General features: G+C 70.7%; 11 protein-coding genes and 1 tRNA gene. 3 read left to right on the top strand and 9 right to left on the bottom strand.

Annotated elements, in window-relative coordinates:
• The first annotated feature begins 9 nt into the window (after positions 1-9).
• Positions 10-1,224, top strand: a complete 1,215-nt coding sequence (locus O2W18_RS20780) for a tyrosine-type recombinase/integrase (RefSeq protein WP_269189319.1) — start codon at positions 10-12, stop codon at positions 1,222-1,224.
• Here O2W18_RS20780 and O2W18_RS20775 read toward each other — a convergent pair.
• Both O2W18_RS20775 and O2W18_RS20770 read right to left on the bottom strand, forming a co-directional pair.
• The gene (locus O2W18_RS20775) at positions 1,193-2,266 is read right to left on the bottom strand and encodes a 5-methylcytosine restriction system specificity protein McrC (protein WP_269189318.1); all 1,074 of its coding nucleotides are present in this window, start codon (positions 2,264-2,266) and stop codon (positions 1,193-1,195) included. The two genes, O2W18_RS20780 and O2W18_RS20775, sit on opposite strands and share 32 nt — an antisense overlap.
• Positions 2,263-4,440 (bottom strand): AAA family ATPase, encoded by a 2,178-nt coding sequence (locus tag O2W18_RS20770; protein WP_269189317.1) that lies wholly within the window; start codon positions 4,438-4,440, stop codon positions 2,263-2,265. The genes O2W18_RS20775 and O2W18_RS20770 overlap by 4 nt, the downstream gene beginning before the upstream one ends.
• Before the next feature lie 815 nt (positions 4,441-5,255).
• Here O2W18_RS20770 and O2W18_RS20765 point away from each other — a divergent pair.
• On the top strand, positions 5,256-5,423 hold the full coding sequence (locus tag O2W18_RS20765; protein WP_269189316.1) for a hypothetical protein: 168 nt from the start codon (positions 5,256-5,258) through the stop codon (positions 5,421-5,423).
• Between the two features lie 89 nt (positions 5,424-5,512).
• On the opposite strand, the gene O2W18_RS20760 is transcribed toward O2W18_RS20765, so the two are convergent.
• Positions 5,513-5,586: transfer RNA gene (locus tag O2W18_RS20760), tRNA-Ile, on the bottom strand.
• A 25-nt stretch (positions 5,587-5,611) separates the two neighbouring features.
• A complete protein-coding gene (locus O2W18_RS20755; RefSeq protein ID WP_269189315.1) occupies positions 5,612-7,087 on the bottom strand; it encodes an arylsulfotransferase family protein in 1,476 nt (491 codons plus the stop codon).
• Between the two features lie 96 nt (positions 7,088-7,183).
• Here O2W18_RS20755 and O2W18_RS20750 point away from each other — a divergent pair, with 96 nt between their 5' ends.
• A complete protein-coding gene (locus O2W18_RS20750; protein ID WP_331254094.1) occupies positions 7,184-7,903 on the top strand; it encodes a DUF3145 domain-containing protein in 720 nt (239 codons plus the stop codon).
• A gap of 229 nt (positions 7,904-8,132) precedes the next feature.
• Here the strand turns inward: O2W18_RS20750 and O2W18_RS20745 are convergent, their stop codons facing one another.
• The 5 genes from O2W18_RS20745 to O2W18_RS20725 all read right to left on the bottom strand — a co-directional run bounded on the left by O2W18_RS20745 (position 8,133) and on the right by O2W18_RS20725 (position 13,455).
• Complete coding sequence (locus O2W18_RS20745; RefSeq protein ID WP_269189314.1) at positions 8,133-9,548, bottom strand: acyl-CoA carboxylase subunit beta; 1,416 nt, start codon at positions 9,546-9,548, stop codon at positions 8,133-8,135.
• A gap of 85 nt (positions 9,549-9,633) precedes the next feature.
• Positions 9,634-10,875, bottom strand: a complete 1,242-nt coding sequence (locus O2W18_RS20740) for a beta-ketoacyl-[acyl-carrier-protein] synthase family protein (RefSeq protein ID WP_269189313.1) — start codon at positions 10,873-10,875, stop codon at positions 9,634-9,636.
• 66 nt (positions 10,876-10,941) lie between these two features.
• Entirely contained in the window at positions 10,942-11,187 is a 246-nt protein-coding gene (locus tag O2W18_RS20735) for an acyl carrier protein (RefSeq protein ID WP_036341438.1), read from the bottom strand.
• A 100-nt stretch (positions 11,188-11,287) separates the two neighbouring features.
• Complete coding sequence (locus O2W18_RS20730) at positions 11,288-12,256, bottom strand: beta-ketoacyl-ACP synthase III (protein WP_269189312.1); 969 nt, start codon at positions 12,254-12,256, stop codon at positions 11,288-11,290.
• On the bottom strand, positions 12,253-13,455 hold the full coding sequence (locus O2W18_RS20725; RefSeq protein ID WP_269189311.1) for an acyltransferase domain-containing protein: 1,203 nt from the start codon (positions 13,453-13,455) through the stop codon (positions 12,253-12,255). The genes O2W18_RS20730 and O2W18_RS20725 overlap by 4 nt, the downstream gene beginning before the upstream one ends.
• Between the last annotated feature and the right edge of the window lie 106 nt (positions 13,456-13,561).

Genomic DNA, 13,561 nt, shown 5'->3' with positions numbered 1-13,561 from the left:
GGTCGACTGATGGCCGGCAGCATCACCGTGGACGTGCTCAGCGACGGCAGCAAGCGGTACCGGTCGCGGTACCGCGATGCTCGTGGGCGGCAGCACGAGAAGCGATTCGTGCGCAAGGTCGACGCCCAACGATGGCTCGACGAGCAGACGTCGGCGATCGTCACGCAGACCTGGACGGCGCCGGAGCGTGGCCGGGTCACCGTCGATGTCTGGGCAGAGCAGTGGCTCGCCGCGCAGACCGGGCTGAAGCCCAGCACGCTCTACCGCTACCGGTCGCTGCTGCGCGTCCAGATCCTGCCGCGCTGGGGTCGGCACCGGCTGGCCGACGTCACCCATGCCGAGGTCGCCGCGTGGGTGGCCCAACTCGTCGCCGGCGGCCTCGCGCCGGCGACGGTGCGGCAGGCGCACCGTGTCCTCGCACTCGTCCTGATCCTCGCCGTCCGCGACGGGCGCATTCCGCGCAACCCGGCATCCGGTGTGCCGCTGCCCAGGGCCCGGCGCGCCGATCCCCGGTTCCTCACCCGCATCGAGGTGGAGCGGCTGGCGGATGCAGCGGGGGAGTACGGCGACGTCGTCCGCCTGCTGGCGTACACCGGCCTCCGGTTCGGCGAGATGGCCGCCCTACGGGTCCGCCGGGTCGATTTCCTCCGCAAGCGGCTCACCGTCGCCGAGAGCGCCACGGAGGTCGGCGGCACCGTCGAGTACGGAGCGCCCAAGACGCACCAGCAGCGCACCGTGCCGATCCCGAGCATCCTCGTCGAGCCCCTGTCCCGCCGCTGTCAGGGCAAGGGCCCGGACGACCTCGTCCTGACTTCGCCGGGCGGCGCCGTCCTGCGCTCGGGGAACTTCCGGCGGCGGTTCTTCGACCCGGCGGCCATGGCCGCCGGGCTCAAGGACCTCAGCCCGCACGACCTCCGGCACACCGCCGCCAGCCTGCTGGTGGCCAGCGGCGCGAACGTCAAGGCGGTCCAGCGGATGCTCGGTCACGCCTCCGCAGCGATGACCCTCGACGTCTACTCCGGGCTCTTCGACGACGACCTCGGCGCGCTTGCCGATCGCATGGACGCCGCCCACGAGGCGTCCGTAACAAGACGTAACGGTGGGCGGGCAGGAGCAGGTCTGCGTCCTATAGAAAAAGGTGCCACAGCAGGCGTGGTTGGTCGCTCAAATCCGCCCGCTGGACGGGCTCCGCTCAGGAAGGAACGTACTCCCGCACGGCCCTGAGGAACTGGTCAGCCATCGCCCCCGGGTTCGCGGTGAGGTCGACGGTGGCGAACCGAATCCGGTGCCCTTGGATTACGACCTCCTCGTCGAGGTTGCCGTCGACGACGGGGTGGAGCATCAGTCCCTCCGACTTCGGCCCCACCTCGTGGGCGTCCTGGGACATCAGGTAGGCGTAGATCTGGTAGGCGTAGTTGCTCGACAGCGCCTCCTTGCCGAACTGATTCGGCTTGGTCACCGACGTGAACTTGGTGTCGATGACAATCTGTCTTGGTCCCGCTCCTGACGGGTCAGGGTGACGTAGCCGGATGTCGAGCAACATCCCAGGCAGGATGGCTGCGATCCCCGGGGACGCGCGCGTGATGTCCCAATAGAGCCGCTTACCGTGTTGCACGTCCCAGCCCTGGGGAGCCATTCGGTGACGGTAGAAGCCGTACGCCGCATGCTCGAACAGGTGGCGGAGATAGTGGTCGCCGAGGAAGGGGAGGGGCAGCATCTTGGTGCCGGCGTCGGTTGTCGGGATCGTCAGGGTTAGCAGGAGCTCCGCCGCCGCAAGCATCTTTCGGTCACGGGCGAGCAGTCGCTCTCGCTGCATTGCTGACGCTGCGCCGAGCGGCGGACAGGGAGCGCGAACCCCGGCGGCTCCCATCTGGAGGGCTAGGGACCGGTAACGCGGCTGCTGCGGTACTAGCGCGGCCGCCTTTTCGAGCGCTGCCTTCGCGAGACGATTGGCCGGCGTGTCGGTGACGACCTCATCGAAGGTGCAGCTGATCTGACCTCGGCTGAGCAGTTGACGGCGCTCGGTCGCTAGGACGTTGATACGTCCCCGGACTCGCGTGACGGCCCGCGTCGTCCGACTAAAACCGACCGAGAGTCCAGTGTGGAGCCGCACCGTAACCTCGTCGGCCAGGATCCTCGCGACTAGGTCCGGGAGCGTCTCGGGATCGTCCTCAGCGGCGGCGAGGCCGGCGCCATCACTGCGGTAGAGCGATGACGCATAGAGCTGGAGCAACCAAACATTGCGGATGGGGATCTGGAGTGTCACGACCCCAGCAGCTTCTGGCACGCGGTCTCAGCCAGCTCCGGCCGGTCAAACCAGTACTCCTCGAGCAGCGGGCGGACGTCGGTGTCGACTACGCGGCGCCACCACGCGTCCGTGGTCAGTCCGGTCTCGAGGGCGACTGTGGGTGTGAAATAGCTGTGACCAACGCAGTACTGACGTCCGAGGGCGCTGTCCTTCGTGATTGCATCGTTCAACACATCAAGCTGCTCGCTGTACTTCTCGAGTAGCTCGCGGTCGTACCCGAGTCCGCTGACGTGTTCCACCCAGTCCTCGCCGAACAACGGTTTGAGCTCGATGAAGGCGAACCTGCGCCGCAGGGCCATGTCCACGATGGCCAGGGAGCGGTCAGCGACGTTCATGGTCCCGATGAGATAGAGGTTCTTCGGGACGAAGAAGGCCTCCTCGTCGGGGCGAGGGTAGGCGAGGCTCATTGCTTGCTCAGGAGCGCGTTTGTCAGCCTCGATGAGCGTCAGCAGTTCCCCGAACACCTGAGCGGGATTACCTCGGTTGACTTCCTCGATCACGAGGACGTGAAGGTGCTCGGGGTCGGCCCTCGCCTTCGTGCACATGTCTAAGAACGGACCGTCAGACAGTACGAGCCCTGAGTTGCTGGAGGGGCGCCAGCCCCGCACGAAGTCCTCGTAGGTGAGCGACGGGTGGAACTGAAGAACGTGGACCCGCTTGCTGCCGCGCTCGTTGCACAATGCCCACGCCAGTCGGCGTCCCAGCCATGTTTTGCCAGTACCTGGTGGCCCTTGAAGAATGATGTTCTTACGGCTACGGAGTCGCTCGAGCATCGGCTCTAGCTCGGCTGCGGGGACAAAGCAGCCATCGTCGCGGATTGAGTTGACGTCGTACGTCTCGCCGGGCACTCCGACCACTGCGTCGGTCGCGAGCGGCACTGGATCGTCTATCAGTGTGTCCGGGTCCAGCGGCGCCGTGACGGAAGTGAGGTCGTTGTAGGCAGCCTGCGAAAGCTCGGGGAAGGAGTTATACGGCGAGTTGGCGTCGGCCAGCCAGGCCGCGACCGCCTCGGTATTGGCGAGGAACTGCTCTCCGTCGATAGTGGCGTTGAGTGACAGTCTGGCGGCGAGCTCCGGGAACTCTTTCTTGAAGAACGCAGTGTTGGTGGAGTCGTAGGCGGCGAAAGTCTGTGGTCTGATCCAGTAGATGCCCATCGTGAGCTTGCGGGTACCGCCGTGGGCGCATACATCGAACGCTGCGACCAGCCGCTCGCGCGTCTCCTCGTTCGCCTCCGCTGCGTAGTCGACTGCGGCGCGGGCCAGTTCCCACAACGAGGCGACAGCGCGATCGCCACGCTCGATCTCCCAGGGGATGAACCAGGAGTTAAGGTTGTTCACCACTGGCACACCGGCGAAGGAGCGCGGGTACGGAGGGGCCACGTCAAGCGCTTGGCCGTACGCCTCCGCAATGCGCGCACGTGCCTCCTGCTTGATGCCCCGGTTGAAGGAGCCGAGCACGGTGAAAGGGTCGACGTCTCGGAGCGGCCCGCGCGTGCCGTCGGTAAGGCGATCAGACCGGAGGTACTTGAAGAGCTGGGGGCGCCCGGATGCGCTGGCCACTGCCCACATCTTGGCGAGCAGCGCGCCGTGGTCGTCATGGTAGGTCAGCAGAGCGTCGGCGAGGCGGGGGTAGAAGTCGGCCCACGAGTAGTCGGGTGTGCCGCTTGGCTGGGGAGTCGTCAGCAGATGCTCGAGCTCGTCCTCAGCGGTCTTGACGGTGAAGAGCGTGGTGGCAGAGCTGATCTCTTCCTGCGCCGCCTCGGAGAGTTCGCTGCGCGGGACGCCTGTCCGTACCCACGTCACGGGGCGCCAATGTTTGTGGACGTCGCTCTCGGGATGGAACTCGTAGGGACCTGATACCCGGCCGATGTCCAGAGTGTTGGTGGCGCGGTCCGGGCACACGACCACGTCGCCGATCTCCATGGTGTGCACGAATCGGTACAGAGTCCCGGCGTGGCTAGGGATCTTCTCGTCGCTGATCTCCGGCATCTTCGTGACCAGTGCTGCCTTGAACGCGTCCCGGGTTGGCGCGATAGTCGACAGGTCGCCAACCTCGTCCCAACCAATGCGCACTGCCTTGTCCACCCGAGGGTCAATCGCCGGCTGGTTGTTGTGGATCCCCCATGTCGCCATGCTCGGATGCTATCCGCCGACTGAGTGCGGGGCTCCAGCGTCGACTGCTGGCAGCGAGGCGGCGTAAAGGGCCACCAAGCTCAGCCCGGCACAGTGAACTGGCCGGTTCCACGGCCGCGGGTGTCGGCAGCGATCCACTTTCCCGCGGGGTCCATCGCGACCCCTTTCTGACGACGATGACACCCCCTGTACAGCGATGTTCACGTGCCGAAGGGGTGCCGCTGGAAGGATGTTCACCTTTGAAGCAGATCGCAGCCGATGTTGGGATCAGCGAGTCGTGTCTGGCGAACTGGATGAAGGCCACCGACGTCGCAGACGGAGTCAAGCCCAGGACGACCGCTGCGGAGAACGCGGACCTTCGCCGGCCCGCAAGCGGATCCGCTACTCGAGCAGGAGAACGAAGTTCTGCGCCGGACTGTGGCGTACCTGTCCCAGGCCAACCTGCCGGGAAAGGACCTACCCGCTCGTCCTGGCTCGCGGTCGACGGGATCCTCGTCGCGGTGACGTGCCGGGTCCTCAAAATCGCCCGCCAGCCCTACTACCGGTGGCGGTCGCCGAGAGCGCTACCGAGGTCGGCGGCACCGTCGAGTACGGCGCGCCCAAGACGCACCAGCAACGCACCGTGCCGATCCCGAGCATCCTCGCCGAGCCCCTGTCCCGCCGCTGTCAGGGCAAGGGCCCCGACGACCTCGTCCTGACTTCGCCGGGCGGCGCCGTGCTGCGCTCGGGGAACTTCCGGCGGCGGTTCTTCGACCCGGCGGCCATGGCCGCCGGGCTCAAGGACCTCAGCCCGCGCGACCTCCGGCAGCCTGCTGGTGGCCAGCGGCGCGAACGTCAAGGCGGTCCAGCGGATGCTCGGTCACGCCTCCGCAGCGATGACCCTCGACGTCTACTCCGGGCTCTTCGACGACGACCTCGGGGCGCTCGCGGAACGCATGGACGCTGCCCACCAGGCCTCTGTAATTAGACGTCACGGTACGTAGTGTGGGCACCGTGTGGGCACGGCGCCCTGGTGTCAAGATCGACGTGCCCGGATCGGCCCGCTGACCTGGACTTATATCGGTGGGGCGGGTGGGGCGGGTGGGGCTCGAACCCACGACCCAGGGATTATGAGTCCCATGCTCTGACCGGCTGAGCTACCGCCCCAGGGCGTTCACGCTAGCGGTCGCCCTCAGTCGGTCGGCACGGTGCTGCCCAGCACGCGCCCGTCGGCGTCCAGCGCCTCGACGGCCAGGTAGGCCGGGTCGCCGTCCACCGGCAGCCGGGTCTCGAAACCGGACCGCGGGACCGGCTGCCCGGCCTCGGCCGACACCTCGTCGTCCCCGGCGACCAGCCGCCACGAGTCGACCTCGGTCGCGCCGTTCCAGCTGACGTGCACGGCGCCGTCGGCGAGCACCGCGTCCGGCGGCTCAGCCGGCGTGGCGCTCCACTGCTGCCGGTAGGCGCGGTAGTTGTCGCCGCTGCCCAGTGCGGCGTCCCAGAGCAGCGTGCCGTCGGCGGTGAACTCCGAGTAGTACGGCCGCGACCCCCAACCGATGAACACGTTGCCGTTGGGCAGCTGCTCCAGGCTGCCCTGGCTGCCGGCGAGCCGGTCGGGGTCGGGCGGCAGGTACTCGGTCACCAGCGTCGCGGTCCGGGCCTGCTCGTCCAGCTCCAGCCGCAGCCCCCGCGAGGTGGGGCCGATGTCCGGCTCGGACTGGTTGTCGAAGAGGGTCAGCGTGCCGTCGGCCTGCCGCTCGGCATCGTGCTGCCAGGCGAACTCCACCCCCTCACCCAGGTCGAAGTCGCTCTCCTCGCCGCCGAGGGTCCACAGCACCTCGCCGGACTCCCGGTCGAGGTCGTAGACGCCCCAGGTGTTCCGCGCCGAGACCAGCAGCGACCCGTCGGCGTCCTCGGCGACCGAGTTGACGTGGAAGTAGTCGAACGGCGCATCCTCGGTGCCGCCGTCCTCCGGGAGCTCGCTCTTGGTCTCCTCCAACGGCACGTGGTCCAGGGACCGCCAGGAGAACAGCACCTCACCGGTCGCGACGTCGACCTCCTGGACGGCGTTGTCCCACACCCAGCCGTCCTCGGGGCCGCCGACCGGGGTGAGGTCGATCTGCTCCTTGACGTAGGCGGCGATCAGCGCGGTGCCGTCGGAGGTGAGCCGCCCCTCGTGGATGTCGGCCTGCCCCGGCTCCACCTCGCCGCCGGTGGTGATCGTGGCGATCTCCCGGTAGGAGTCGTCGACGACGACGAACTCCCCGAGCCCCATCCCGACCACCGGGCTGGTGCCCTGCCACCAGGTCAGCACCGGCTCGCCGTCGAGCTCCTGCACGCGGACGTCGTAGCTGCGGCTCTCGGTCGGGTGGATCCAGATCGGCTCGCCCGTCTCGTCGACGATCAGCACCCCGTTGAGCGGCGCGCCCTCGCTCTTCGGTCCGAGCAGGACCACCGACCCGTCCGCCGCCGGTGCGGCTGCCGCCGTGGTGACCTCGATGTCGGGAGCGGTCAGGTCGGGGCGGCTGGCGTACGCCGGCACCGCGGGCCCGACCGACACCTCCGCCTCATCCTCCGCCGCGCCGCCGTCCGCGCCGCAGCCGGCGACGAGCCCCAGTGATGAGATGCTGGCGCACAGCGCGAGGGGCAGGGACCGGGTCCGCGGCATGCGGGGATCCTCGCAGGGGTCAGGGATCCGCGCAGGGGCCAGAGACCCGCGCAGTCGCCGCCGACACCATGGACACTTTCCGCCCAGAATGTCCACGTGTCGCGCCCATCGGTGCCCCGACCTGCTGGATCATGCGCCTCGTTGGACCACTCGAGTCCCAGACGTCTCATCTGCACCGCTCCGCACTGGCGCAGCAAGGTCACGATCAGGCAAACTGTCGAGCGGTTGCTCCGGGAACCGCCGAAGTACGAACGCAGTCATCACGCGACAGGTCCGTTGGGGAAGACGAACCAGTCGAGTCGATGGAGGTGCGCCGTGCAGCGACGGTCAACCCAGGGTGTCGTCTTCGTGCACGCGTGCCCGAAGGCGCTCTGCCAGCACGTCGGATGGGCGCTCGAAAGCGTCCTGGGCGCGCCGGTCTCTTTGTCATGGGCTGACCAGCCCGTGGCCCACGGGTCCTACCGTGCCGAGATCGCCTGGACGGGTGCGCCCGGCACCGGGGCCAAGCTGGTCGCTGCCCTCAAGCAGTGGCCGATGCTGCGCTTCGAGGTCACCGAAGAGGCCAGCCACGGCAACGACGGCGAGCGCATGTCCTACGTGCCCGGGCACGGCGTGCACCGGTCACCGGTCAGCGCCAACGGCGACCTGGTCATCAGCGAGCAGCAGCTGCGCCACCTGGCTGCGACCGCCACCTCGGTCGAGGCCTTCCGGCACGGCGTCGACGCCCTGCTCGGTTCAGCCTGGGACGCCGACCTCGAGGCCTACCGCTACGCCGGCGACGCCACCCCGGCCACCTGGCTGCACCAGGTCGTCTGAGGAAGGACCTGCTTCCCGGAGCAGCTCGCATGATCGCCGCACTCGCAGTACCGCCGCCGTCCTCACGCTGCAGAGGAGGGTCGGCGACTGGGAGGTGAGGCTGACGGCCGGCCCCGCACACGCACAGCGGCCCGGCACCCTCCACGGAGGGTGCCGGGCCGCTGTACGTCAGGCCCCGTCCGGAGGCTCGCCCCGAGCGTGCGAGGGGTGAGTGGGACGGGGTCCTTCGTCAGAGCGGGATGTTGCCGTGGGCTCCCCGCCCGGACGGTGCCTCCGCCAGTGCGGCGACCAGCCTGCGCTTGGTCTGCGCCGGCTCCACCACCTCATCGACGACACCGATCTCCCGGGCCCGGTTGACCCCGCCGGCGATCCGCTCGTGCTCGGCGGCCAGCTCGGCGTGCAGGGCCTCGCGCTCCCCGGGCGGGGCGGCGGCGAGCTTCTTGCGGTGCAGGATGCCGACGGCGGCCTTCGCGCCCATCACGGCGACCTCGGCACCCGGCCACGCGAACACGGCGGTCGCGCCGAGCGAGCGGGCGTTCATCGCGATGTAGGCGCCGCCATAGGACTTGCGGGTCACCAGCGTCACCCGCGGCACGACGGCCTCGGCGAAGGCGTGCAGCAGCTTGGCGCCGCGGCGGACCACGCCGTCCCACTCCTGCCCGACGCCGGGCAGGTAGCCGGGGACGTCGACCAGCACGACCAGCGGCACCCCGAAGGCGTCGCACATCCGCACGAACCGGGCCGCCTTCTCCGCCGACGCGGAGTCCAGGCAGCCGCCCAGCCGCAGCGGGTTGTTGGCGATCACGCCCACCGTCCGGCCGGCCAACCGGCCCAGGGTGGTGACCACGTTCGGCGCGAACCGCGGGTGCAGCTCCAGCCCGGGCCCGTCCAGCAGTGAGGCGACCAGCGGCTTGACGTCGTAGGCCCGGTTGCGCTGCTCGGGGAGCAGCGCCATCAGGTCGACGGCGGGCTCCTCGGCGGCCGGGGCGAAGGTGCCCTGGGCGGCGAGGAGGTCGACGGCCTGGCGGGCGGTCTCCAGGGCCTCGGCCTCGGTCTCGGTGACCACGTGCACGACACCGGAGCGCCGGCCGTGGGTGTCCGGCCCACCGAGCTGCTCCTGGTCGACGACCTCACCGGTGACCGAGCGGACGACGTCCGGGCCGGTCACGAAGACCCGCCCGGCCGGCCCCATGATCACCAGGTCGGTCAGCGCCGGGCCGTAGGCAGCCCCACCGGCGGCCGCACCCAGGACGACCGAGACCTGCGGCACCCGCCCGGAGGCGCGGACCATCGCGGCGAACACCTCACCGACCGCGTGCAGGGCGGTGACGCCCTCGGCCAGCCGGGCCCCGCCGGAGTGCCAGATGCCGACGACCGGCACCCGTTCCCGCAGTGCGGTGTCGATCGCGTCCACGATGTGCCGGCAGCCGTCGAGGCCCATGGCGCCGCCCATGATCGTGGCGTCGGTGCAGTAGGCGATGGCGGGGGAGCCGGCCACGGTGCCCCGGGCGGCGAGCACCCCGGAGGTGTCCCGGGCGGCCAGCAACTGCATCGAACCGGGGTCGAAGAACCGGGCGAGCCGGTCCTCGGGGTCCCTCGGGTCGATGGTCGGTGTGGTCGGCGGTGCGGCGGAGACGGTGGTCATGAGCAACTCCTCGAAGCGCAGGTCCGGAGGGGGTGGCCGCGCAGCAGGGCCCCGCCGCGAGCCCGGGGGTGGACGGGGCCCGTCCTCACGCCGTCGTGAACACCAGGGCCATGTTGTGGCCGCCGAAGCCGAACGAGTCGTTCAGTGCGGCGGAGAAGGTCGCCTTCCGCGCGTCGCGGCGGACGATGTCGAGGGCCTGGACGGCGGCGTCGTCGTCGGGGTCGTCCAGGTTCGCGGTGGCCGGCACCAGCTGCTCCCGCAGCGCGAGGATGGTGAAGACCGACTCCAGCGCACCGGCCGCCCCGAGCAGGTGCCCGGTCTGGCTCTTGGTGGCGGTGACGAGCGGGTGGTCGCCGATCGCGTCGCGGATCGCCGCAGCCTCCGCGGTGTCGCCGATGGGGGTGGAGGTGGCGTGGGCGTTGACGTGGCCTATGTCGGCCGCGGTCAGCCCGGCGTCCCGGATGGCGGCGGTGATCGCCCGCCCGGCCCCCTCGCCCTCGGGGTGCGGGGCGACCAGGTCGTAGCTGTCGGCGGTGCCACCGGCACCGGCCAGCCGGGCGTGGACCTTCGCCCCGCGTGCCTTGGCGGCGTCGGCCCGCTCCAGCACCAGGGCGGCGGCGCCCTCACCGAGCACGAACCCGTCACGGCCCTTGTCGAACGGGCGGGAGGCGCGGTGGGGCTCGTCGTTTCGGGTGCTCATCGCCCGCATCGCGGAGAAGCCGGCCATCGGCAGCGGGTGCACGCAGGCCTCGGTCCCGCCGACGACGACCATGTCGGCCCGGTCCAGCCGCAGCAGGTCCAGGCCCCAGCGGATGGCCTCGGCCCCGGACGCACAGGCGCTCACCGGGGCGTGCACCCCGGCCCGGGCACCGACGGCGAGGCCGACGGCTGCGGCCGGGCCGTTGGGCATGAGCATCGGGATGGTGAAGGGGGAGACCCGCTTGGGCCCCTTGCTCGCGAGGATGTCGTTCTGGTCGAGCAGGGTCACCGCACCGCCGATGCCGGTGCCGAACACGACGGCGACCCGCAGGGGGTCGACGCCGGAGTCGGCGCCGGCGGCGTCGCGCCAGGCCTCCTCGGCGGCGATCACGGCGACCTGCTGGCTGCGGTCCAGCCGCCGGATGCGCACCCGGTCGAGCACCTCGGCCGGTTCGGTGGACAGCCGGGCGACGAGCTGGGCCGGGAAGTCCTTGGCCCAGTCGTCGGTGATCCGGCTCACCCCGGACCGGCCGGCCAGCAGCGCGTCCCAGGTGGAGGCCACGTCGCCACCGAGCGGCGTGGTGGCACCGAGCCCGGTGACGACGACGTCAGCGGTGGGCGTGGTCATGGACGTTCCTCCTGGGAGTAGCTGAGCCCGGCCGGCCGGCCGGGGGGAGTGCGGGGGAGAGCTGGATCAGCCCTGGTTCTTCTCGATGAACGACATCGCGTCGCCGACGGTCTTGATGTTGGCGAGCTCGTCGTCCGGGATCGCCACGCCGAACTTGTCCTCGACGGCGGTGGCGATCTCGACCATCGACAGCGAGTCGACGTCGAGGTCGTCGGTGAAGGACTTCTCGGGGGTGGCGTCGGCGGGGGCGACCCCGGCCACCTCCTCCAGGATCTCGGCGAGACCGGCCTGGATGTCTGCGGTGCTGGGCACGCGGGGTCCTCTCTGTGGCATGGGTGGCGGGGGCCCGGGAGGGTCTCCGCCTCGTCCGGGACGGGTGTCCCGGGGGTCTGTGGCCGGTCGGTCGCGCGCCTCAGGGGAGGCGCAGCACCTGACCGGCGAAGGTGAGCCCGGCGCCGTAGCCGAGCACCAGGGCCAGGTCACCGGACTTGGCCTCACCGGACTCCATCAGCGCGGTGAGCGCCAGCGGGACGGAGGCGGCCGAGGTGTTCCCCGACTGGACGACGTCCCGGGCGATCACGGTGTTCTCGCCGAAGCCGAGCTTCTTGGCCATCGACTCGATGATCCGCAGGTTGGCCTGGTGTGGGGCGAAGACGTCGATGTCGGCGGCGGTGACGCCGGCCTTCTCCATCGCCTCGATGAGCGTCTGGGTCAGCTTCGTGGTGGCCCAGCGGTAGACGGCCTGACCGGCCATCGTCATGGTCGAGCGGCCGGCGGCGATCTCGATGGCGGTGTACTGGTCGCCGTCGCTGCCCCAGGCGACCGGGCCGATGCCCGGCTCGTCGGTGGGCCCCAGGACGGCGGCCCCGGCGCCGTCGGCGAAGATCACCGCGGTGCTGCGGTCGGTCTGGTCGGTGACGTCGGAGAGCCGCTCGACCCCGACCACCAGCACGTTGGTGGCCTCGCCGGTGCGGATGGCGTCGTTGGCCACGCTGAGCGCGTAGCAGAACCCGGCACAGCCGGCGTTGAGGTCGAAGGCGCCGGGGCGCGGGATGCCCAGCCGGTGCGCGACCTGCGGGCCGATGCCCGGGATCGGGGCGGTCAGGCTCGCGCTGGCCACGATCACCAGGTCGATCTGGTCGGGGGCCAGTCCGCTCGCCGCCAGCGCCTTGCCGCCGGCGGCGATGGACATGTCGACCAGCGTCTCGTCCTCCGACGCCCAGCGGCGCTCGGCGATGCCGACGCGGGACTGGATCCACTCGTCGTTGGTGTCCATCACCTGGGCGAGCTCGTCGTTGGTCACGCGGCGGCGGGGGCGGTAGGAGCCCAGGCCCAGGATGGTCGCGCCGGCAGCCCCCTCCCGCAGCTTGATCGTGGTCACTCGGAAACCTCCGGGTAGAGACGGGCGATCGGGTCACCGGCGTCGACGAGGTCGCCGTCCTGCACGAGCCACTCGGCGAGGACGCCGTCGTAGCCGGTGGAGACGTTGACCTCCTCGCGCCGGCTGCGCACGGAGCCCAGGGGGCTGCCGGCGGGGAGGTGGGTGCCCTCGGGGACCTCGGCCGGGCGGACGGTGCCCCGGACCGGGGAGACCACGACGCGCCAGTCGGGGGAGTGTTCGGCCTCGGCGCGGCCGCGCTCGGCGGCGATCAGGTCGCGAGCCCGGTCGAGATCGGCCGGGCTGGTCAGGGCCAGCACCTCGATGTCGCTCCCCTTCCACTCGCGCTTGGCCAGGCCGGCCAGCGCGCCGGCGGGCGGGAGCTCCAGCACGGCGGTGACGCCGAGGTCGCGCAGGGTGGCCAGGCACGCGTCGAACCGCACCGGGCTGGTGACCTGGCTGACCAGCCGGGAGAGCACCTCGGCGCCGTTGTCGACCGCGGCGCCGTCGGCGTTGGAGAGCAGCAGCCGGCTCGGGGCGGCCGGGCGCAACCCACCGATCAGGCCCTCCAGCTCGGCGCGAGCGGAGGCCATGTGGTGGGTGTGGAACGCCCCCGCCACCGACAGCGGCATGATCCGCGCCTTGGCCGGCGGGTCGGCCTTGAGCGCGGCCAGCCCGTCGAGGGTGCCGGCGGCGACGACCTGCCCGCCGCCGTTGCGGTTGGCCGGCACCAGGCCGTGCTGCTCGATCGCGGCGAGCACCTCGTCGGGGTCGCCACCGAGGACGGCGGACATCCCGGTCGGCGTCTGGGCGCAGGAACGGGCCATGGCCCGGCCGCGGACGGCGGTCAGCGCGATCGCCGCCTCGACGGAGAGCACGCCGGCCAGCGCGGCGGCGGTCAGCTCGCCGACGCTGTGCCCGGTGATCACGACGTCCCGCCCGGCGTGCGGGGAGTGCACCACCGGCCCGGGCATCCCGCCGAGCTCGCGGGCGATGAACAGGCTCATCGCGACGACCAGCGGCTGGGTGACCGCGGTGTCCTTGATGGCCTCGGCGTCACCGGTGGTGCCGAGCTCCAGGAGGTCGGCGTCGGCGACGGCACCGGCCCAACGGAAGAAGGACTCGGCGCCGGGGAGCTCGAGCCAGTCGGTGAGCATCCCGGGCTTCTGTGCACCCTGTCCGGGGGCGAGAACGGCCAACACGTGTTCACCGTGCCAGCCCGAGCGCCCGCGCGGGGTGGCATCGCCCACGAAGATCTACGACCTCCTCTTGGAGGATCCCTCCAAATGGATGCCCAGCAACCCGACA

It is taken from the genome of Modestobacter sp. VKM Ac-2983 (genome assembly GCF_026967885.1).
Classification (GTDB): Bacteria; Actinomycetota; Actinomycetes; order Mycobacteriales; family Geodermatophilaceae; genus Modestobacter.
This window is presented reverse-complemented; position numbering and strand designations above follow the sequence as displayed.

Coding starts and splice junctions, on each gene's coding strand:
- O2W18_RS20780 (WP_269189319.1), top strand. CDS start 10: ATGGCCGGCAGCATCACCGTGGACGTGCTCAGCGACGGCAGCAAGCGG.
- O2W18_RS20770 (WP_269189317.1), bottom strand. CDS start 4,440: ATGGCGACATGGGGGATCCACAACAACCAGCCGGCGATTGACCCTCGG.
- O2W18_RS20755 (WP_269189315.1), bottom strand. CDS start 7,087: ATGCCGCGGACCCGGTCCCTGCCCCTCGCGCTGTGCGCCAGCATCTCA.
- O2W18_RS20745 (WP_269189314.1), bottom strand. CDS start 9,548: ATGACCACCGTCTCCGCCGCACCGCCGACCACACCGACCATCGACCCG.
- O2W18_RS20740 (WP_269189313.1), bottom strand. CDS start 10,875: ATGACCACGCCCACCGCTGACGTCGTCGTCACCGGGCTCGGTGCCACC.